Here is a 19,536-nt window from a genome sequence, read left to right as displayed (position 1 = left end):
ACTTTCACACTTCATACTTCCTCTTCCCATCCATGTTGACAAGCTATTTCTTTGGTGACAAATTCAATCAGGGTTGGGGGTGCGGCCGAGATTAAAACACTCGGATAAACTGCTGTACCCCAAATAGGATGAACCAGCACACAACATTTATTTTTTATGACTGGATAGCCGAGTAACGCTTTGACTACAGCAGTATCATTATGTGGCATTGCGCCAGGACGTGAAAGTAAAGGATAGCCAGTACGCGGATCAATTAAATCTGAGAAATAGCCGCGATCGCGCAGTTCAAAAGCTACATCACAACCAAATCCCATAAACCTTTGGCGTAACTTTTGTTTCTCCGTTTCGATTTCTTTGGTACTTTCCACTAAAGGAAATTGCGATCGCTGCAAAACAATCACAACCCAAAAAAAGGGTTCTTGTTTCCAATCTGGTAATATCCGTTCGCAATTAGTACATATATATTGGCTAGGTGCATGAATAGAAATTTGCACAGCTTGTCCCATATCGCCAGTTAAATTTATGGGACTGGTTTGTTCCGAAATGTAAACGCTTGGGTAGTTCACTAAATTGATATGGTTTTTTACAAGTTGTTAATTTATTCCTTGGGATCGATAATAACTCTTAAAACTTTATAAAAACCATCATTTTTCGCCCAGCAGTCAGATTTTATTGCAATTTATATATATAGATTATGAATTTTTAATTTAATTTTTATCTTTTATTAACCTTATTTGAAACTCAGCACTAACACCTTGGAGATTAATATTTTTAGACTGCTGATGCTCTTCAGTTTATATGTACTACTTTTCCCGCTTGTAATATTTTTGGAGAAGTTGCCCTAACCATCAAGTCAGGACAACTTCTGGTACACCCCTTGCACAATAAAAACAATATCAGTATTCACAACAATTTGTTTGCCAAATTGGCAAAAATTAAAAATTCAACGTTAGTCAAGTGTAATATCTGCTTAAGTCTGAGGTGGATAATCAAGCTGAACGATTCAGGTAAATTTACTCAATCTGTCTCTGCTTCCCGAATCAGGCGTTGTGAATTGTCATAATATAAGCAGTTACTTGATTGAGTCTCAACAGTGAAATCTCCTTCATTGCGTCAATCCTAGCTTTCAGGAATCAACTAAACTCAGTGAGGCGACTCATGAATATTGATCAGCAACTCAATGTTAATTTACGTGCAGAACTGGAAGTAGCTAAAAGACAATTGAAATCTGACCAAAAAGGTGGAATTGCAGCCTTAGATAAGATTTATCGCCAAGGTAAAGTCCCAGAAGTAACTTTGAATGGTCGCTATTGGGGTGAGTTTTTGACTGCTAATTTCAATCCGGTTTTAGATAGTTGGTTAGATATCATCACAAAAATGTGGCTACCTTGGGAGGGTAAAACATTTGATGCCAGGAATAATACTGGCGATAATATTTTTACCAATGATGGGTTATTACTAGGGCGCTTAATCTGGCCTTTATATAATGGTTATGTGGCAGATACGAGAGGAAGAACCCTGGCATTTAAATTTCAGACATCCCGTGGTCAGTGTTTATTAGAACCGGATATTGAAGTTTTACGCTTGAGCTTTGATTTACCAGAGAACCCCAAATTTCTGATTCGGGAATTGGTAGACCAATTAGTTCAAATTGATGATGATTTTTACCTAGGAAAAGCCGTACTCAAACATCCAGATGGTGGTAGATTTTGTGCTGCTTATTTTACCTTAAAATCTGGGTTAGTTTCACATTAATGATATAGAAGTAGGTAGGGCATTTTCCGATAATATATCTATCAAAATGCAAGATAGTAAATGCCCACCTGACAGATACAACAATTGTATCTGCGGTTGATTTTTTCCAATCTTCAACTCTGCTAAATATCCCATTCTTCATATTCCACAAAATAAATACATTGATCACACAATTCAGCCGGATTTACTGCACATTGAATATAAGGCGATCGCGCATTATATAAACAATCATTTTTATCAAGCAGATTTTGGGGTTTGCGACTTTGATTTTCTTCTCTAACTTGCATTGGTGGTGTAGCGATCGCTGATATAACTCCTAGTAAATACCAAACTCCACCACAAACAATCATCAACATAAAATCAGCAATACGTCGCATATTCAACCCCTAGCTAAAATCCAAACTTGTCAATGATTTTAGCGATATTAAAATATTTCTTCATCCGTCATTAGCTATTCGTCTTTAGTAAATAAAAATAAACAATAATTGTCTAAAAAGGATAAATATACAGAAAATACTAGTATCTAAAGATATATTAGTGAGTTTAAGGCGCATGAATATCTGTTGAGTATGTCACTGATATATCAAACCCTAGTAGTATAATCTACTCTGGTTTATTGTATCGCCCAAGTATAAGTTTGGTACTGCTCTCATGTTGTTAAATCCAGTTGTGACCATCGAGATATTTCAAAAACAAGCCGAGCCTCAAATATATGCAGCAGATCAGATCATCTTTACAGAAGGACAGCCTGGTGATTTTATGTTTGGGATTATCACAGGAGAAATTAACATCTTAGTTAACGGCAAAGTTGTAGAAACAATTACATCAGGTGATGTGTTTGGAACGGGAGTACTTGTAGGCATTAAAAATCGGACTTATACTGCGATCTCTAAAACTGAATGCAAACTTGTCTCTTTAGATGAAAAAAGATTTCTCTTCGCAGTTCAAGAAACACCTATGTTTGCACTGCACGTCATCAAAAACTATTCAGAGCGTTTGTCTCGATTGCAACACATGGTTTAGAGGTTATTGATAAAGTAAGAGTTTAATTTTCTACCAAACTTGGCGCAAATCTAAAACTACCCCAGATAATCAGGGTTGTTGTGATTTATTAAATGACTACCCTGAATATATCTCCTATCAATCTTTTTGCTGAGAAAATTTGTAACTACCCCATAAAGATAAAGCGATCGCCACTACTAATAAAATCGGTATACTGTACCAAGGAAACTCCGATAAAGGTGAGTAAACAGCAGCCCGTAAACCAGTGCTGGCGTAAGTTAAAGGTAATAAGTAAACTACACATTTCAACGCAATTGGTAAGGTGCTGGGGTCAAAAAAAAGTTGCGCCAAGGAAAGACATCGGCACAATGACGAAGTTGTTATATAGTCCCACAGATTCGAGCGATCGCACACTTAACCCAACAATTACCCCCAACCCAGCAAATACAGCACAATTCAAAACTAGCAACAACAAAAATAACGGATTTAGAAAATTCCAATTTCCGGTAAACAGTAGTGCTACCAAAATTACCGAACCAGATGTCATCAAACCCCGCACAATTCCCGCCAGCATTTTACCAATATGCAAAGCTAAAGGATTTATGGGAACTAGTAACATCTCTTCAAAAGTTTTGCTAAACAGCCTTTCGCCACAAAGAGAAAATGTTGTACCGCCGAAACTAATTGTCATCGATGATAAAGCTACCATCCCCGGCAGAATAAATTCTAAATAGTTATCATAATTTCCTGTAACACTTGAGCCTGGCCTAATTGAACTACCCAATCCCAAACCAAAAGCCAAAATATATATTAGCGGCGAGACTAAACCAGTTGCGGCAACTTGAGTGATTCTGGCTCGCAATTTTAACCACTCTCCCCAGAAAATTGTCAGGCTATCTGCCACTAAAAGTTGAAATTGTGTAGTTTTAACTTGTTTTCCCCAGAGAAATACTTTTTGAGATGTCACTTGTTTGCAGTCACTGATCAAAGTTTTTGTAATAATACTTTACACTCTTCAGTGATTCAATTAATACTCATCATCAAAAATGCTTATTTTACAATTTATGTATTATTCATCACTAGATAGAGTGAGGCAAATTTATTTAAACTCTAAAAAGTCATCGTACTACTAAAATTTTGCAGACAATCATCGTCAAGAATCGGCATACTGAAATAAGGAGAGCAGTGCAAACAGCTCCCTGCTTTCCAAAATGTGAAGGTGTAAAGTAAAAATGAGACGTAAATCTACTGGTAGATCAGCCACAACATCTAAACCACCGGCTTTTCAGCCTTCTCTGTTCAACCTCACCACGATCGCTGTTTTAGGAGGTGTGCTAGTTTTAGGTATTGGGATTGGCATTGCTTTTAGCTCCACAACTACATTAACGCCCTCCAACGTAGCTTCGCGGGAGTTATTGATACAAAAGCCCCCAACCCAGAGATTTGCGTACAATACGGCGCTAGTGCAATGGTGATGGATGCTAGATTATTTGTCACACTCAACCCATTTAACGTTTATGTTGCTCAACCAAGTATGCGTCCTGGGTGTGTGTTACGGCAAAATAACTGGGCAATTTTAGAACAACGCAAACTTGTTACTTCTGATCAAGTCAGAGAATGTAAAAATCGTCTGAATACCTTTGGTTTTACAGGTAGTTTAGATAGCGAAAAACCCGATATTAGATGTATCTATCAAAACGAGGCAGCACAAAACTTCTTCACATCTCAACCAGGTGCAGTTGCCGTGCCTCAAGAAACAGATAGATTTTAAGAGAGGCTAGGGGCTAGAGGTTAGGGGTTAGGGGTTAGGGACTAGGGACTAGTATTTTTACTCAGCACTCACACTTCGACTGCGCTCAGTGTAAAACACTCAGCACTTTTAACTTACGGTTTGGGAAGAGGTTGTCCAAACTCAATCACTGGGATTTGGACTTCATCAGATCGATAATTCGGTGTGCTGGGTGTTGTAGGGATAGGGAAATTAGGGTTGGCTAGGGGCGGAATATTATTCACATTACTCACATTACTAGGTTGATTAGGAAAGCTTGCTGGAGGTAGAACCGAGCCTTGGATTTGATAAGGGTTACTGGGAGTGAGGGGAGGTACTGTAATATAAGGTTGCTGTTGGTTATTAGAAATAGGCGGTAATGTACTAGGTAACTGTAAATAGTTAGAGTTGGAATTTGAGTTAGTAGGTGTTGGCGGATAGTAGTTATGAGAAGCTGGCGGTAAGCTATTAATACTAGGCTGTCTGTCAGTAGGTTGAATCGAGAGATTTGTACTAGAAGTAAAAGGACGCAGTATCCAGTGTGTAGGGTTGTATCTAGACACAGGTTGTAGTTTTACCTGGTTAATATCAATATAAGTTCCAGCTGCTAAATCTAGAACAATCCGAGTTATGTTAGCGTTCAATTGCGAAACTCGAACTCGTTGAATTGCACCAGAATAACTTTGCTTGGTTGCAACATAACCCAATTTAGTATCTGGCAAGTCAATAACCAGACGTGGAGGTTGGGAAAGATAGAAGTATTGAGGCTTTGTAGCTGCTGATAGTGTAAATTCCAGTTGTGCTGCTTCTGGATAAAATCGCCAATCATTCAATTTAGCGATTTGTGCCGCATGAGTACTAGGTGTTTCTAAAGAAATTGCTGTGTAAAATCCCAGCAAACTGATGCTAACACCCTGACTCCATAATAAAAACCATGTAGGTTTTCGGTTTGTATACATTATTTGATTCCTTTGCAACAAGAACCTTGATTTTGGGAGGGTGTCAGGGTTGGGAAAATATCTACCCTTTCACCAGTCCAACCCTTAATTTTTAATTTTCGTGCTTAACTTCACTTTCATAATTTACCCATATTTCAATGAGGAGTTACCTTTTGTGATTTTTCTGGGGTTGATTGTTTAGCAGCAGTGAATCTCAGGGTTTGAGGAATGCCATTGACTGTGATTTGACCTGTGATTTTATCTTGATCTATTAGCTGCATTTGCATGACGACGGATTGATTTGAGTTAATCTGAGAGTTGGAATCAAGACAAAGGATTTTTGGATCAACTTTGCCAGAAAAACTGATCTGTTGATTTTTCAAGATACCTGTCAGCGAAGGTTTTTCAGTCTCTGCATTGGCATTAACTGTTACCAAAGAGGCATTCAAGTAAATACCTGATTGTTGCATATTTAATACCAGAGAATTTGCGGTTTCACAACTGGGTAATTTTGTCGCCAGAGTCAGAAGGTAGCGGCCATCAACTACAGGAGGGGCTTTGAGATTGTTTTCTCCATAGACAGTAACGGTTTTAAACAACACTAACACTGAACCTATGGCTACTCCGTAGAAGGTTAAAGATTTAACATTCAAATGATTCATCTTTTTAACTTGTGACCCATAATTTATTTGATGGTAGAAGCTCTCAGATAAATCTCAGAGGTAAATTCCAAATCTAGAATTGCTTGACTGTTGATTCTTGGTTGCTAATTTCTGGGAGTACAGAAGCCAGATGAGATGTAACTTGGCTGTAACGACGGGTAATGAGTAGTGAAGAACGACATTGAATCGCCAAAGCATCTGTATATCTGCCCAGGGTTTGACGTTCAATTCCCCAAACGCGGCTAGTACCAGCAATTGTCAGGTCAACTGCTTCGGAAGCTTCTACTACAGCTTGAATTGGCTCTGGAGATTCGACGGTTTTAATGGCAATGCGATCGCGTACACTAGCTGGTAATTGCTCCATCATTTTATGCAGTTCATAGCTCAACTCATCTTGGTGATGGTTATCTCTTAGTACTTGTAAAATCTGCAACATACAGGTGTCACGGTTCAGCAAGAGCCTAAAAGCTAAAATCAAGGCTAAATCATCATGGATATTTGCTGAGTAAGGCACTAATAAATTTTCTAAGCGTTCGGAACCACGATCTACAAACACAGCAACATCTACTGGTGCGATGCTTAAGATTTGACCGACTCGACCACCTAAGCGATTATTACTAAAAGCTGGGCGGTGCCATCCTACAAGAATTAAATCAGGTTGCTCAATTTCAGCGATTTGGGCAGTTTCTCGCGCTACGTTGCTTGATATGCGAATGATGGGATGTATATGAGAACGAGCTATTGGTGGTTCTAAGGTATTAATCAATTCTTCTAGTTCTAGGCGACGCTGAAGAATTAATCGTTCTGCTTCCACTGGGGTACTCTCAAAAGCATAATCTTCTTGCAATTCAATTAAACTGAGAGGATTGACAACCGCAGGTTGTTTGTAATTAAGCGCCAACGCTACTGCCAACTGTACCAAACCTTTTTGGGTGCTGGGATTTGCCACTGGGACTAAAATTCGGTAACTCGGAGCAGGTTCAACAATGGTAGCGGTTTCAGCAGATGTTTCTACTTCTAAGTCTGGTTCAACGACATCTAACTTGATGAGGCGTTTCGGATATGTCCACTCCAGTAGCGGAGAGGTCATAAATGTTGTTACCAATGCCATAATCACCAGCATGGTAAAGACTAAAGGCGAAATTACTCCTAGCTCTAAACCAATATTCAGAACAATGAGTTCAGTTAAACCGCGGGTATTCATTAACCAACCAAGGGCTGAAGCTTCGCGTTTATTAATTCCACTCACACGAGCGGCGATATAAGTACCAAGATACTTGCCTGCGATCGCCACGAGCAATACCAAGCCACACAATAACCACAACTCAGGACGATTTAATAAACCAATCTGTGTCCGCAAACCACTGTAGGCAAAAAATATTGGTAGCAGAAATATCAAAACAAAATCTTCAGTTTTGACGGCTAATTCTCGCACTAAATCTGCATTCTTGGGCATGGCGGCTCCCAATAAAAATGCGCCAAAAATGAGGTGAATCCCAATTAGTTCGGTGATGAGTGCAGAACCAACTACCGCCATGTAAATTACAGCTAAAAGTAACTGGCTTAAGCGTCCAGTACGTCGGTAATAAGTTGCTAAACGTTTCAGAAACCAGCGCCCCACTGTCAGCATAAAGCCAATGTAGACTATGCTTTCAATAATGGTGGGAATAGCACCAAAAAAGTTACCAGTACGTGCTACTGCGATCGCTACTGCTAAAACACACCATGCTGTGACATCATCTACGGCGGCACAAGTTAATGCTAGGGTTCCTAAACGTGTTCCCTGTAAGTTATTCTCTGTAATAATTCGTGCCAATACAGGAAAAGCTGTAATTGACATTGCTGCACCTAAAAATAAGGCAAAGGCAGTAAACGAAACACTTGCATTAGAAACCAGAGGATACAGCAGTACTGCCAGCAAAGTTCCCAAAGAAAAAGGTACTAAAATGCTGACATGGGAAGTTAGAACTGCTACTTCTAACTGACCACTCAGATATTTGGGATTAAGTTCTAGCCCAATCAAAAACATGAAAAATATTAACCCCACCTGAGATAAAACATTAAGAAACGGAATCGTTTCTGGTGGAAATAAACTAGCTGCTATATGGGGAGCAACCAATCCAAATAAAGATGGGCCAAGCATAATCCCGGCAACAATCTCACCAATTACCAAAGGTTGCTTAATTGATTTGAATGCCAGACCTATGAGCCGGGACAGTCCAATAACAATCAGCACCTCGATCAAAACGAGAATAACTGTGTGCATGGTTTCCTCTAAGTGACTATCTGGTTTCCCTAAGATGATTCTTTAAACAATGGGAAATTGTCAACCTAATTCATCATATTCCATGTAAATTTATCCCTTATTTTGATGTTAATTGTTGTTACAACACAGTCATACAAATCAAGAACGAATTGGTTAAATTTAACAGATATTCAGAGAATAATTAGTAAAAATGCGGCAGAAACATTAATGAATAATTAACAATTATCAGTTATATCTTTGGTGTTAACGTCTAAGCGTTGATAAACGCAGTTAACAATTTTAAATTAAATTTTCTCTGGAGAATTACTTAATAGCAATGTAATTTGGCTAAGATAAATTACTGGCAATTACCGATTTATAACATTACTATTGGTTTTTTAAACATAGAAGATTTCAGATACCCGACTTCTTCAAGAAGTCGGGTATCTGGTAGTTTTTGACGAATTTATTGATAAAAATTGACGTGAATCAAACAATTGTGGCTTTTATATTGACTCCGCCGACACATTTATCAAACTGATACAAGCAAACGAATAATTTAGGTTGGAAAAAAGGGTGTAAGGGTGTAGATGTAAACAACTCTTACGCCCAATATTAACAGACAATCTTGATGTGTAACTGTATTATCTCAATTGGTATTCTGGTTGAGCATGATAGGGTGCTAGAGCATCCCATTTCAACACATCATCTAACAAAGCTTGGTAGCCTAATGTATTGGGATGTAAACCATCAGCATTCATTCGCTGGCTTAACCAAGTTTCACCACGTCCCATCCATTGGTCGAAAATATCCAAGTAAGGAATTTGACGTTGTTGACAAGCTAGGCGCGTAGCTTCTTTATAACGGTGTTGGTCAGTATGATTGAAATAAAAACAATCCAGAAATGGCATTTTAGTTTCATCCACAGGTGTCATACCTACAAATAAAACTGGGCAGAGTTGCTGTGCCAAATCTAATAAATGGGCGATATCGGCTTCAAAGGTGGCGAAATCTGTGTAGTTTTTGCCATTGGGACGACCTAACCGCGCTGAATCATTCACTCCAACTGAAAGAATAATTAAATCAGGAACACGATTACGGAGTTCGCCACGATGACGAAATTCTACTTCTAGTCTTTGGGCTACTTGTTGTGTGCGATCGCCTCTGACACCTAAATTATATAAAACGTGACCAGCACTACCAGGCAACATCCACCATCGCCGCAGTTGTTCCACCCAACCACCACGTTCAGGATCACCAAAACCGTAAACTATGCTGTCTCCAAGAGCGACAATCTTCAAAGACTGACATTGATTCGGAGCTAAAGACAGTTGCATTGAAGAAAGAGCTTGTAATGTTTGCATCTTAAAAAAGACTATATTTTATATCTTTACAAGATTCTATACATTTCTACACTATTCCAGCGTATCTTTTTTGTCATGCGTGCTGCAATGTTGACTTTTCTGAATGTTTCACTGATTATCTATTAGACGCTAACTTATCCGCGACACGGGTTGTTTCTGGTAATCTGTACTTTGGTGTACAGCGTAATACATAATCAATTGCTGTAGTTAAGCTAATTTTGTGACCACTAGAAATATACAAAGGTTTAACGCCAACGCGCGTCCGTAACACTGCACCAACAGTTTCACCTTTATGTATGAGTGGTTGCCAACTACCTCTAGCTTCTAGCAATTCTTGATGCTTGCCAATTAACAGTGATTTAGCGACACCAATTGTCGGCATATCTAAAATTACCCCAAGATGGCTGGCTATACCTAATCTGCGGGGATGGGCAATACCTTGTCCATCACAGAGAATAACATCTGGTACTGTTTGAATTTTTGCTAAAGCATCCAGTACAGCCGGAATTTCTCGAAAGGAAAGAAACCCAGGAATGTAGGGAAATGAAGTCGGACGATGCGCCAAGGCTGTTTCTACAACTTTTAAATCAGGAAAACTCAGCACTGCTACAGCAGCGCGGCTAACTTTACCCTCCTCTGCAAAACCCATATCGACACCAGCAACATAACTAATAGTTTCTGGGAGTTGATCTTCTGTAATTACTTGTTCGCGCAAACTTTCTTGAATAGTGATAGCTTCTTCTAGGGTTTGAGGCCAAGCATGAAGTTGATGAATATTCATAATCTCTGGAGAGAAAAATCTAGTTAAATGGGTGCGTAGATGCAAAGCGGTAAAGGGATCAGAGTCTTGGCGGTTCCCGTCGAGTCTGAACCCCTGAACCCGTTAGACGAAGTCTTTCTCGAAGAGTAGGACTTGTCGTCAGACATCGCTAATTTTTCGTTTTCCCTCGACATCGCAATCAAAGCAGATTCCTTGATAAATACCACAAGCTAATCTAGCAACTAAGCCACATCACCACCAAATAAACTCAATAAACCGTCAAAATTAGTGATATTTTGCCACTCTACCTACAGGTTGATATTCCCTCTAACTCAGAAGTGATTAACTTCACTCTACAGGTCGATCCCAAAGTAGGATGATTCAACGTAAATATAAGTTAGGTGAAATTCGCTAGAGAAATGATTGTGAAACAGCTAAACACTGAATGGCTATAACAGCTTTAGTTCAGCCAACAGTGCAAGTAATTCACAATTAAATTATTCTGCAAATATCTACCTAAAAATAACTCACCAGCCAAGCATATCTTAATAATTTTGCGCCAACATTTATTTTGATGATGGCTAAAATTTGCTGCGCTGGAAAATTATAACTTATGTGTTGTTAACGTTGTTTTTGAGGAATTCACATGAAAAATATGACTTCTGTTCTATCTCTATTACGTCCAGTACGTTTCCTAATTGTAGCTTTTACCTGTGCATTAGTTTTATTTTCTAATGCTTTTCCAGCTTTGGCAATTGAAAGCTATAAAAGTGAGCCTACAGAAGCTACCACACAACTGCTAGAAACTCAAAAGAAAACTGATGAAGTTGGTAGATCCGCACCTCCAGGATTGAATAAGGTGCAAGAAGAGTCTAACAAAGGACTCAACGAAGTTCAAGGTGATGCTGATATTGATAAAATGAAGCGTCCTGAAAATTCCCAAGATGCAACCTCAGTGAGAGATGAAGTAGAAAACCTGTTGGAAAAAGTTACAGGTAAAAAGTAAAAAGTAAAAATACTAATTAGCAGTTACAAAGGTAATCTAACTAGTGATATTGGGTAATACTGCATAATCTTTGAATGATAATTATGTACCAAGTAAAGACTTTGGCTGCTGATTAGTATTCACACTCTTCATCTTTGGTTCGGAAAATTGGAAATATTTAGATACCCGAATTCTTGAAGAATTCGGGTATCTTGCTGTTCATAATTGATTGAAATTTTTTCTATTCTAAGTCATAAATGAAGCGTACCCTAAGTTGTAAATAATTCTTCTCTAGTAATCTTTCCTATGGTTGATGTAAATAATATTTGATTTTTGTGAACTTATAAATAAGTCTATTTAGGAATTAAAATCAATGCGTGCAATCAACATCGGTTTGACAGAAGAACAGCGTCAAGGTGTAGCTAATCTGTTAAATCAAGATTTGGCGGATGCCTATTTACTTTTAGTAAAAACCAAAAAGTATCATTGGGATGTCGTTGGCCCTCAGTTTCGTAGCTTGCACCAACTATGGGAAGAACATTACGAAAAACTGACTGAAAATATTGATGCTTTAGCTGAACGGGTGAGAGCTTTAGGTTGTTACCCTGTTGGCACAATGGAAGGATTTCTCCAAATTGCTACTCTCAAAGAACATTCAGGTGATGTTCCCACAGCCACAGGGATGGTAGCAAATCTGGTGGAAGATCATGAGCAAATTATTCGCAACCTCAGAGAACATATAGATCAGTCAAGTGAAGAATTCCATGATGAAGGAACTGCTGACTTTTTAACCGGACTGATGGAAGAGCATGAAGAAATGGCTTGGATGCTGCGCTCTTTTATTGAAGGACAAGAATTGCAGCCAGATGGCAGCAAGCCAGAAACAGGCACAAAAACTCCTGTGGGCGTGTAGTCAAACGCAGATTTACCTCTAAAAATAGGATCTGATTGAACATACTAGGCTGCGGGAAGCAATTATCTCCCGCATTTGCCTGTTTGTCAGTCAACTATAAAAAGCAGATTTTAAGGAGTATTCAAGTGCCAGAAGTCTATCAAGCAGAGCGTACTATTTCGGCTGTATTTAAAGAACAGAAGCAAGTTGATGATGTAATTCGACGTTTACTCGACCGAGGCGTACCCAGAGATCATATTTCGGTGATGGGACGAAACTTCCAGTCAGAAACGAGAATTGCAGGCTTTATTACTAAAAAAGATGTAATTTTAGGCGGGTTGCGAACAGGAGCGATTTTTGGCTCGCTGTTTGGCTCTTTCTTGAGTTTGCTCACAGGTGTAGGTGTACTGTTCATTCCCTTTGTTGGCCCGATTGTGGCGGCTGGGCCAATCAGTGCATTACTATTAGGGGCAGCCAGTGGTGCGATCGCAGGTAGTGCTGGTGCTGGTTTAGTTTCGGTGTTCACCGCTTGGGGAATGCCAGAAGATAAGGCCGCAGTTTACCAAACTCGCTTACAAGCTGGCGAATTTTTATTAATGACAGAAGTACCAGCTAATCGTGCCGGGGAATTTCAACTACTTTTAGAAAGTGCCGGTGCTGAAGAACTGAGTACAATGGACAAAACTTTGGTTCATCCTTGCCCTGGGCCATGTAATAGCCCAGAGGATTTATCTCCTGAAGTCCGCGCTCATCTGTCACAAGAAGCTCAACGAGTATTCATCGAGCGTTACAATGCGGTATTGAATGAAACCAGTGATGAGTTTAATGCCGAACAAGCTGCCTGGGAAGCCGTACACCAGCGTTTTGATGAAGATGAAAACGGTGTTTGGTCAAAACAAAAAGTCGGTGTTTAAGCAATATAGTCAAGACTTAAGCACCAAGATTGTCTGTGGGGATGGGGTGTAGTGGAGCTAGTTGCGTGGTGTTAGCAACGTAGAAGCGTCGGTAGTTCCTTCAGGTCTGGCGACCGAACGGACTGCTCATCGCAACTCACTGGCTTTTCCCACTGTTTTTCAACAGATAAACGTGGATAGGACACAGATTCATCTGTGTCCTATCCACGTTATGAGGTGCTATATCTCTGTATTTAGAGAAAAAATAATTTATGGAAGTGTAGGTTATTTTCAATTAGGTTAGTACTAGATAAAGTGGTCAACTGTCGGATAGTTGCTTGAAGTGCTGCTGATGAGATTTGCTGGTTAATTCGATGCAAGGCATAACGCACGCGATCGCTTAAAATGACCGCAGCGTAGGAATTAGCGAACACACTCATCCTAGTGCATGGGAAGTAATTCGCCACTGTTATGTGAAAGTCAATAACCCCCAGTTCCGATATCTGCATCCGACTTACTTCCACAAACGATATGTGACTATTTGTTGTCCAGATAAGCTGATGAGTGCAGTCCTCACGCAAAAAAAATTTACTGCGAGAAGTCGCACAGTATTTAGGACTAATGGAAGTTGTGTGCTTGAATGCTACCAACTTAGTACGAGACCCTATGTCTCAACTTAAACACACTCATCCGCAATTATGGTTAGATTTATTATGGATTTTATCAACCAAACATGAAAGTTAAGTCTCATAATTTCAACTGAAAAAATTTCTAGATTAATTCTAGAAATGGATGTTTTTTCAGAGGCGATATCCTGCTTTTAGATATGACTTAATTTAGTTGGTAATTACCCATAATCCCATAATAAAGGGCAGTTAATCTGCCCTTTATTTGATGTATTGATAAAAAAATAAATTAATTAATCAATAGCAATCATTACATCAGTAGCTTTAACAATGGCATAAACCTGTTTACCTTCAGCGAGTTTCAGATTTTCCGCAGATGATTTTGTAATGATTGCTGTGACTTCTACACCATTGGCAATTTCTACGCTAACTTCTGTATTAACACTGCCAACTTCAACTTTTTTAACTGTTCCTTTTAAAGCATTACGCGCACTAACTTGCATTTTAAATTGCTCCCTGGCTCAGTATTATTGACAGATTCAATATAGCATTTACTATCTTCAAAATTTAGCAATATTAGGAGTATTACTCTTTTTTAACTATATTTTTAGATTTATCCTCTCTCTGTAACTTATACCAATAAAGTTGGAACTTTTAAATAAAGTCGGTATTTTAGCTGTAAGATTATCTGTGAAGACTGGGTGTAAAAGTTTTTTCCTCTCTTCCCTATGCTCTTCCTCCCAGCAGAGTGAGTATTTTCTTGAGTTGTTAACATTCCCACACAACTTTGCTGGGTAAACTTTTAAACTGTCCTTAACCCATGATAGACTAACTTTACCAACTTTATTGGTTTAGTATATACTTTTACCAACCTACTGGTGTAGTTAAGTTCAGGTGTGAGGCTCATGAATAGTGTTTTACGCAGCGCAGTATGGATCAGTCCAATACTGCTACTTGCTAGTGTCGTTACGAATCAAAAGGCATTAGCAAATTCTGTAATTGAATCTCCAGATGAATTACAAGCAGAAAGTATCAAGTTAGTTTCACCACAATTACAAGATACTCTTGTTGCTCAAACGGCAACTGAAATTAATCAAACTTCTGTATCAGAATTAACCCAAGAAGCTGATAATTCCGATACTATGAATCAAGTAACATCCGTATCGCAACTATCGGATGTGCAACCTACAGACTGGGCATTCCAAGCACTACAATCTTTAGTTGAGCGATATGGGTGTATTGCAGGTTATCCTAACAGTACCTATCGGGGTAATCGGGCGATGACGCGCTATGAATTTGCAGCTGGTTTAAATGCTTGTTTGGAAAAAATTAATGCACTAATTGCCACAAGTACCGCCGACGCTGTGAGAAAAGAAGACTTAGAAACCTTACAAAAGCTGCAACAAGAATTTGCTGATGGTTTAGTTGAGTTGCGTGGCAGAATTGACCCATTGGAAGCACGCACCGCCGAACTAGAAGCCAATCAGTTTTCTACCACGACCAAATTATCCGGGGATGTAATCTTGACCTTTGGTGGTGTGTATGGTGATGAAAAAGCTTTAACTTCCGATGCGTGGCGGACTATCAATAATACCCCTGGTGAAAGTAGAGCCGCCAGAGAAGCCGCAGCTTATAGAAGTGCTGGCGGACGGGACTTGGAAGATAACACAATTTTTGCTGACCGGGTGCGAATCATCTTTGATTCCAGTTTTTACGGTCAAGACCGCTTACGCCTGATATTGAGAGCGAATAATACTCTGGCTTTCAATGCGACAAATCAAGTTTCTGGGACGAATATGACGCGGTTGGCTTGGGATACAACTCTTGAGCCAGACAATAGTTTTGGCTTGGCCAAGTTATTTTATAACTTCCCGATTGGGGATAAGTTGAATGTGACGGTTGATGCTATTGGCGGTTCATTTTTTGATAATTTCAACACAGTTAACCCCTTATTTTCAGCTGCAACGACAGGGGCTATATCGAGGTTTGGTCGTTTTGCACCAATTTATCGTGCGAGTAACTCTGGTCTGGCGGTTGGTAGAGGTTCTGGTGTCAGTGCTATCTTCAAGTTGAGTGATGCTATCACCTTGTCGGGCGGTTATATAGCCAGAAATGCGGAAAATCCTCTTGATGGTAGAGGTTTGTTTGATGGGAGTTATGGCGCATTAGGACAAGTGGCGTTTCAACCAAATAAAGATTTGACTCTGGCTTTTACTTACGCCCATTCTTACTTTAGTGCGGTTGATGGTAATGGAGTCGCAACTGGTGATGTGAATGTCTCCGGTTCGGAAGGAAGTACATTTGCCAATAATCCTTTTGGGACGACTGCAATTCCCATTGCCACATCAGCTAATCACTATGGCATTCAAAGTAGTTACAAGTTGAGTGATAAATTCATCTTATCTGGTTGGGTGGGTTATACACAGGCGATCGCCGAAGCTAGTTCTGGAAGAAACTCTGTTACCAATACAGTCAATAGAGGTGATAAAGCCGATATTTGGAACTGGGCTGTGACTCTAGGATTTCCCGACTTGGGTAAAAAAGGTAATGTCGGTGGGATTATCTTTGGTCAGCCGCCAAAGGTGACAAGCAATGATTACGGGCCACGCACTCTGACGGCGACAAGTGCGCGTCGGGAAGATAGCGATACTTCCTACCATTTAGAAGCTTTGTATCGTTATCAAGTTAATAGCAATATCTCAATTACTCCAGGGTTTATCATTCTGTTCAACCCCGAACACAACAGCAAAAAACGACACTATCTATGTCGGCACAATTCGGACAACTTTCCGGTTCTAGAAATTCTCAATACAACTTTTCAGCTAAGTTGTTTGAGTACTCACCTGCTCAAACAGCTTTTTCCATATATTCACAATAAAATCTCTAACCATGTACAGAAGATCAGTAGTGTACCCATACCCCCATAATTAGGGTAGTGGTAGAGTAATCTGTACAGCAGGTTTTCAATGTCAAAACTTGTTGAGGTTTGAATAGCGATCGCCAAAGTTAGGTTCTCTGGTTAGAAAATTGTTTCAACTAAGGTTTTAAGCGTTTATTAAAGGTTCAGGTTGATGTTATGTAGGCGATCGCTCTGGTTAAGAGAACTTATTCTTCGTCAGAATTAGTAGCCGCTAACCTTTGCTCTTTCAAGTTTTGCAACTGCTGTAACAGAGAATCTACCTCTGCTTCCAGGTGCTTAAACTTGGCTTGCTGATCTGCTTGATAATAGGACTTGTTTAGTTCGTTAACTAAAGCAGCTTGGGATTTCCGTTCTGAAACACTAGATGTAGACATCGTTATATTAAATAGATACACAACTCAACTCACACCAATATTAAATATTATAGTAATGTCGGTTTAAGGTTTGTTAAATGATTGTATATTTTTAATCACATCATTTAATGGATTGTGAGTTTTGTGATAAGTGACGGCGATGAGTACAGGAGTGTTCCAACGTTTGTCTGTTGAGAATGGGTGTAAGGGTGTGGGGGTATAGGGGTGTAAGCCTTTCAGCCTCACCGAAACCCTTGATTTTTCCTCTCACTCTTAAGTCATAAAAAACATGGGTGTACAAAGGCTTTATGGTAAACTGTACTATCTGCACGAAATAAAAAATCTCAAAAACTACACCAAACAAAGATAATATTTTTCTGGAATAGATGGATAAAGAAAGCTAAACATTAGCTTTCGTATCCATAATTGATCAATCTTTAGTGAAAAACTGTTAAAACCTGTGACTGTGAGCTTGTCTGTTGCTAAATCTCATCGCCAACCTTGGCCCGGACTGATAGAAGCCTATCGTGAATACTTACCTGTCAGTGACAAAACGCCTGTTGTTACCTTGTTAGAGGGTAATACTCCCTTAATTCCGGTGCCGGCGATCGCAGAACGCATTGGCAGACAAGTGAATGTATTTGTCAAGTACGATGGCCTCAACCCCACCGGCAGTTTTAAAGACCGGGGAATGACAATGGCCATTTCCAAAGCCAAGGAAGCAGGCGCAAAAGCCGTAATTTGTGCCAGTACAGGTAATACTTCCGCCGCCGCCGCCGCTTATGCTAAACGTGGCGGGATGAAAGCCTTTGTTTTGATTCCTGATGGTTACGTCGCTTTGGGCAAATTAGCACAGGCTTTATTGTATGGTGCAGAAGTTTTAGCAATTAAAGGTAACTTTGACCGCGCCTTAGAAATTGTCCGGGATATGGCTGAGAGTTACCCAGTAACCTTGGTAAATTCCGTTAACCCTTACCGCTTAGAAGGACAAAAAACCGGAGCCTTTGAAGTTGTTGATGCTTTGGGTAACGCTCCCGATTGGCTATGTATCCCCGTGGGCAATGCGGGAAATATATCAGCATATTGGATGGGATTTTGTCAATACCACCAAGCAGGTAAATGCGATCGCCTGCCCAAAATGATGGGATTCCAAGCCGCAGGTGCCGCACCCTTAGTCAACGGTCAACCAGTCACCCATCCCGAAACCATCGCCACAGCCATTCGGATTGGGAATCCAGCTAGTTGGGATAAAGCGATCGCCGCGCAAACAGCGAGTCAAGGAAGTTTTGCGGCTGTCACCGATGCAGAAATTCTCGACGCTTATCGATTGTTGGCTGCATCCGAAGGTATTTTCTGTGAACCAGCCAGCGCCGCTTCTGTGGCGGGATTATTAAAAGTTAAAGACCAAGTACCCACAGGTGCAACAGTGGTTTGTGTGCTGACTGGTAATGGTTTGAAAGACCCTGATACAGCAATTAAGCACAGTGACAGTCAATTTAAACAAGGCATCCCAGCAGAACTGAAAGATGTAGCCACTGCAATGGGATTTTAAAAGTTGTTTTTGGCAATATGCGATCGCTTGATTGACAACTAGAACCCCAGCTTTGTGAAAAAGTTGGGGGTTTTATTTACCTGTTGCGTATCAATATCATTCGTGGTCTAGAATCGTTTCTATATTTTGCCTAGCGTGGAGAATGCGTATAATTTCAATACTTTCATCTCGCTCGCAATAAAAAAATTAGATACCTTTTAAATCCTTTAACAACCCACTTACGTAAACCATGTAAACGTAAGTTATCTAAAGGATAACTACTCCCCATTCCAGGCATTCTAGCTAACTGTGCAAAAGTTTCTCTTATGGAATCAAAAAATATAAGAGCTGTTTCGGGGTTTTCTTGAGCAATGTACGCAAAACACTCATCAATGTCTAAACTAGCTTTGGGTGTAATGACTATGCGTTTTGCCATTATTGGTCTTCATACAGGTGATTTGTTAGGTACGTGCGTTTTTGCTCCCACCATTCATCATTAACTTCTATTGCTTCTCCACTTTCAAGCCCGGCAATTAAAAGTTCTTCTATGTGTTCTTGTGTCTGGCGTTTTTGCTCTTGACTAATCAACTCTTGTAAATACTCGCTTACCGAACTGTAGCCACCTTTAGTGACTTGTTCTTCCACAAAGACTTTCATAGATTCAGGTAAGGAAATATTAATACTGCTCATAACTTTGGTAGTTCAGTTGAACTTTCTTCTATGTTATCAGGGTTCTTAAACGTTGCCTTTGGCAGAACTTTAGCGATCGCAGTATGACATTTTCCACAAGGGTGATCAATTCAAAATTATGTGGGTGAAAAATCAAACCTATTCTTTACGAT

General features: G+C 39.7%; 19 protein-coding genes and 2 pseudogenes. 8 read left to right on the top strand and 13 right to left on the bottom strand.

Translation table 11 applies throughout. The features are described from left to right. Nucleotides 1-11 precede the first annotated feature (11 nt). On the bottom strand, nucleotides 12-566 hold the full coding sequence (locus ACX27_RS15620; RefSeq protein WP_083468752.1) for a methylmalonic aciduria and homocystinuria type D protein: 555 nt from the start codon (nucleotides 564-566) through the stop codon (nucleotides 12-14). A gap of 592 nt (nucleotides 567-1,158) precedes the next feature. Here ACX27_RS15620 and ACX27_RS15615 point away from each other — a divergent pair. After that, a complete protein-coding gene (locus ACX27_RS15615; RefSeq protein WP_062294199.1) occupies nucleotides 1,159-1,755 on the top strand; it encodes a hypothetical protein in 597 nt (198 codons plus the stop codon). 122 nt (nucleotides 1,756-1,877) lie between these two features. On the opposite strand, the gene ACX27_RS15610 is transcribed toward ACX27_RS15615, so the two are convergent. Further along, complete coding sequence (locus ACX27_RS15610; protein ID WP_062294197.1) at nucleotides 1,878-2,132, bottom strand: DUF6464 family protein; 255 nt, start codon at nucleotides 2,130-2,132, stop codon at nucleotides 1,878-1,880. Nucleotides 2,133-2,409: 277 nt separating this feature from the next. Between ACX27_RS15610 and ACX27_RS15605 the strand changes: the two genes are divergently transcribed. Then, nucleotides 2,410-2,778, top strand: coding sequence for a Crp/Fnr family transcriptional regulator (locus ACX27_RS15605; protein WP_062298369.1), 369 nt, complete (start codon nucleotides 2,410-2,412; stop codon nucleotides 2,776-2,778). 117 nt (nucleotides 2,779-2,895) lie between these two features. Here ACX27_RS15605 and ACX27_RS15600 read toward each other — a convergent pair. Beyond that, nucleotides 2,896-3,724: pseudogene (locus ACX27_RS15600) on the bottom strand (ABC transporter permease). A 265-nt stretch (nucleotides 3,725-3,989) separates the two neighbouring features. Between ACX27_RS15600 and ACX27_RS15595 the strand changes: the two are divergent. After that, nucleotides 3,990-4,528 (top strand): annotated as a pseudogene (locus ACX27_RS15595) (DUF3172 domain-containing protein). A 113-nt stretch (nucleotides 4,529-4,641) separates the two neighbouring features. On the opposite strand, the gene ACX27_RS15590 reads toward ACX27_RS15595, so the two are convergent. The 5 genes from ACX27_RS15590 to nfi form a co-directional block, all read right to left on the bottom strand. Continuing rightward, on the bottom strand, nucleotides 4,642-5,484 hold the full coding sequence (locus ACX27_RS15590; protein WP_062294195.1) for an AMIN domain-containing protein: 843 nt from the start codon (nucleotides 5,482-5,484) through the stop codon (nucleotides 4,642-4,644). Nucleotides 5,485-5,618: 134 nt separating this feature from the next. Continuing rightward, entirely contained in the window at nucleotides 5,619-6,125 is a 507-nt protein-coding gene (locus ACX27_RS15585) for a hypothetical protein (RefSeq protein ID WP_062294192.1), read from the bottom strand. A 73-nt stretch (nucleotides 6,126-6,198) separates the two neighbouring features. Then, nucleotides 6,199-8,391: a cation:proton antiporter gene (locus ACX27_RS15580; protein WP_062294190.1), complete on the bottom strand. Its 2,193-nt coding sequence runs from the start codon at nucleotides 8,389-8,391 to the stop codon at nucleotides 6,199-6,201. 623 nt (nucleotides 8,392-9,014) lie between these two features. Continuing rightward, on the bottom strand, nucleotides 9,015-9,734 hold the full coding sequence (locus ACX27_RS15575) for a GDSL-type esterase/lipase family protein (protein ID WP_200929809.1): 720 nt from the start codon (nucleotides 9,732-9,734) through the stop codon (nucleotides 9,015-9,017). A 115-nt stretch (nucleotides 9,735-9,849) separates the two neighbouring features. Continuing rightward, nucleotides 9,850-10,515, bottom strand: a complete 666-nt coding sequence (gene nfi, locus ACX27_RS15570) for a deoxyribonuclease V (RefSeq protein WP_062294189.1) — start codon at nucleotides 10,513-10,515, stop codon at nucleotides 9,850-9,852. 625 nt (nucleotides 10,516-11,140) lie between these two features. Here nfi and ACX27_RS15565 point away from each other — a divergent pair. The 3 genes from ACX27_RS15565 (at nucleotide 11,141) to ACX27_RS15555 (ending at nucleotide 13,285) form a co-directional block, all read left to right on the top strand. Beyond that, on the top strand, nucleotides 11,141-11,500 hold the full coding sequence (locus tag ACX27_RS15565; RefSeq protein ID WP_062294187.1) for a hypothetical protein: 360 nt from the start codon (nucleotides 11,141-11,143) through the stop codon (nucleotides 11,498-11,500). A gap of 352 nt (nucleotides 11,501-11,852) precedes the next feature. Beyond that, a complete protein-coding gene (locus ACX27_RS15560) occupies nucleotides 11,853-12,392 on the top strand; it encodes a Dps family protein (protein ID WP_062294185.1) in 540 nt (179 codons plus the stop codon). A gap of 125 nt (nucleotides 12,393-12,517) precedes the next feature. After that, on the top strand, nucleotides 12,518-13,285 hold the full coding sequence (locus ACX27_RS15555; protein ID WP_062294183.1) for a ChaB family protein: 768 nt from the start codon (nucleotides 12,518-12,520) through the stop codon (nucleotides 13,283-13,285). Nucleotides 13,286-13,518: 233 nt separating this feature from the next. On the opposite strand, the gene ACX27_RS31765 is transcribed toward ACX27_RS15555, so the two are convergent. Both ACX27_RS31765 and ACX27_RS15550 read right to left on the bottom strand, forming a co-directional pair. Then, nucleotides 13,519-13,704, bottom strand: a complete 186-nt coding sequence (locus ACX27_RS31765) for a hypothetical protein (RefSeq protein WP_144427472.1) — start codon at nucleotides 13,702-13,704, stop codon at nucleotides 13,519-13,521. Between the two features lie 479 nt (nucleotides 13,705-14,183). Continuing rightward, entirely contained in the window at nucleotides 14,184-14,393 is a 210-nt protein-coding gene (locus ACX27_RS15550) for a TOBE domain-containing protein (RefSeq protein ID WP_062294181.1), read from the bottom strand. 402 nt (nucleotides 14,394-14,795) lie between these two features. On the opposite strand from ACX27_RS15550, the gene ACX27_RS15545 reads away from it, so the two are divergent. Then, entirely contained in the window at nucleotides 14,796-16,817 is a 2,022-nt protein-coding gene (locus tag ACX27_RS15545; protein WP_335337699.1) for an iron uptake porin, read from the top strand. A 178-nt stretch (nucleotides 16,818-16,995) separates the two neighbouring features. On the opposite strand, the gene ACX27_RS15540 is transcribed toward ACX27_RS15545, so the two are convergent. Further along, nucleotides 16,996-17,184 (bottom strand): hypothetical protein, encoded by a 189-nt coding sequence (locus ACX27_RS15540; protein WP_062294179.1) that lies wholly within the window; start codon nucleotides 17,182-17,184, stop codon nucleotides 16,996-16,998. A 439-nt stretch (nucleotides 17,185-17,623) separates the two neighbouring features. Between ACX27_RS15540 and thrC the strand changes: the two genes are divergently transcribed. Then, the gene (thrC, locus tag ACX27_RS15535) at nucleotides 17,624-18,715 is read left to right on the top strand and encodes a threonine synthase (protein WP_062294176.1); all 1,092 of its coding nucleotides are present in this window, start codon (nucleotides 17,624-17,626) and stop codon (nucleotides 18,713-18,715) included. Nucleotides 18,716-18,878: 163 nt separating this feature from the next. On the opposite strand, the gene ACX27_RS15530 is transcribed toward thrC, so the two are convergent. Both ACX27_RS15530 and ACX27_RS15525 read right to left on the bottom strand, forming a co-directional pair. After that, nucleotides 18,879-19,130 carry a type II toxin-antitoxin system RelE/ParE family toxin gene (locus ACX27_RS15530; protein WP_083468751.1) on the bottom strand — a complete coding sequence of 84 codons (252 nt, stop codon included), beginning with the start codon at nucleotides 19,128-19,130 and terminating at the stop codon, nucleotides 18,879-18,881. Continuing rightward, nucleotides 19,130-19,384: a type II toxin-antitoxin system ParD family antitoxin gene (locus ACX27_RS15525; RefSeq protein ID WP_062294173.1), complete on the bottom strand. Its 255-nt coding sequence runs from the start codon at nucleotides 19,382-19,384 to the stop codon at nucleotides 19,130-19,132. The genes ACX27_RS15530 and ACX27_RS15525 overlap by 1 nt, the downstream gene beginning before the upstream one ends. Nucleotides 19,385-19,536 lie beyond the last annotated feature (152 nt).

Source organism: Nostoc piscinale CENA21 (genome assembly GCF_001298445.1).
Lineage (GTDB): Bacteria > Cyanobacteriota > Cyanobacteriia > Cyanobacteriales > Nostocaceae > Nostoc_B > Nostoc_B piscinale_A.
This window is presented reverse-complemented; position numbering and strand designations above follow the sequence as displayed.

What these genes read in the sequence shown, in the direction of transcription:
- ACX27_RS15530 (WP_083468751.1), bottom strand. Translation starts at nt 19,130, where the DNA reads ATGGCAAAACGCATAGTCATTACACCCAAAGCTAGTTTAGACATTGAT.
- ACX27_RS15615 (WP_062294199.1), top strand. Translation starts at nt 1,159, where the DNA reads ATGAATATTGATCAGCAACTCAATGTTAATTTACGTGCAGAACTGGAA.
- ACX27_RS15550 (WP_062294181.1), bottom strand. Translation starts at nt 14,393, where the DNA reads ATGCAAGTTAGTGCGCGTAATGCTTTAAAAGGAACAGTTAAAAAAGTT.
- ACX27_RS15565 (WP_062294187.1), top strand. Translation starts at nt 11,141, where the DNA reads ATGAAAAATATGACTTCTGTTCTATCTCTATTACGTCCAGTACGTTTC.
- ACX27_RS15590 (WP_062294195.1), bottom strand. Translation starts at nt 5,484, where the DNA reads ATGTATACAAACCGAAAACCTACATGGTTTTTATTATGGAGTCAGGGT.
- ACX27_RS15560 (WP_062294185.1), top strand. Translation starts at nt 11,853, where the DNA reads ATGCGTGCAATCAACATCGGTTTGACAGAAGAACAGCGTCAAGGTGTA.
- ACX27_RS15525 (WP_062294173.1), bottom strand. Translation starts at nt 19,384, where the DNA reads ATGAGCAGTATTAATATTTCCTTACCTGAATCTATGAAAGTCTTTGTG.
- ACX27_RS15540 (WP_062294179.1), bottom strand. Translation starts at nt 17,184, where the DNA reads ATGTCTACATCTAGTGTTTCAGAACGGAAATCCCAAGCTGCTTTAGTT.
- ACX27_RS15575 (WP_200929809.1), bottom strand. Translation starts at nt 9,734, where the DNA reads ATGCAAACATTACAAGCTCTTTCTTCAATGCAACTGTCTTTAGCTCCG.
- nfi (WP_062294189.1), bottom strand. Translation starts at nt 10,515, where the DNA reads ATGAATATTCATCAACTTCATGCTTGGCCTCAAACCCTAGAAGAAGCT.
- ACX27_RS15545 (WP_335337699.1), top strand. Translation starts at nt 14,796, where the DNA reads ATGAATAGTGTTTTACGCAGCGCAGTATGGATCAGTCCAATACTGCTA.
- ACX27_RS15610 (WP_062294197.1), bottom strand. Translation starts at nt 2,132, where the DNA reads ATGCGACGTATTGCTGATTTTATGTTGATGATTGTTTGTGGTGGAGTT.
- ACX27_RS15585 (WP_062294192.1), bottom strand. Translation starts at nt 6,125, where the DNA reads ATGAATCATTTGAATGTTAAATCTTTAACCTTCTACGGAGTAGCCATA.
- ACX27_RS15580 (WP_062294190.1), bottom strand. Translation starts at nt 8,391, where the DNA reads ATGCACACAGTTATTCTCGTTTTGATCGAGGTGCTGATTGTTATTGGA.
- ACX27_RS31765 (WP_144427472.1), bottom strand. Translation starts at nt 13,704, where the DNA reads ATGAGTGTGTTCGCTAATTCCTACGCTGCGGTCATTTTAAGCGATCGC.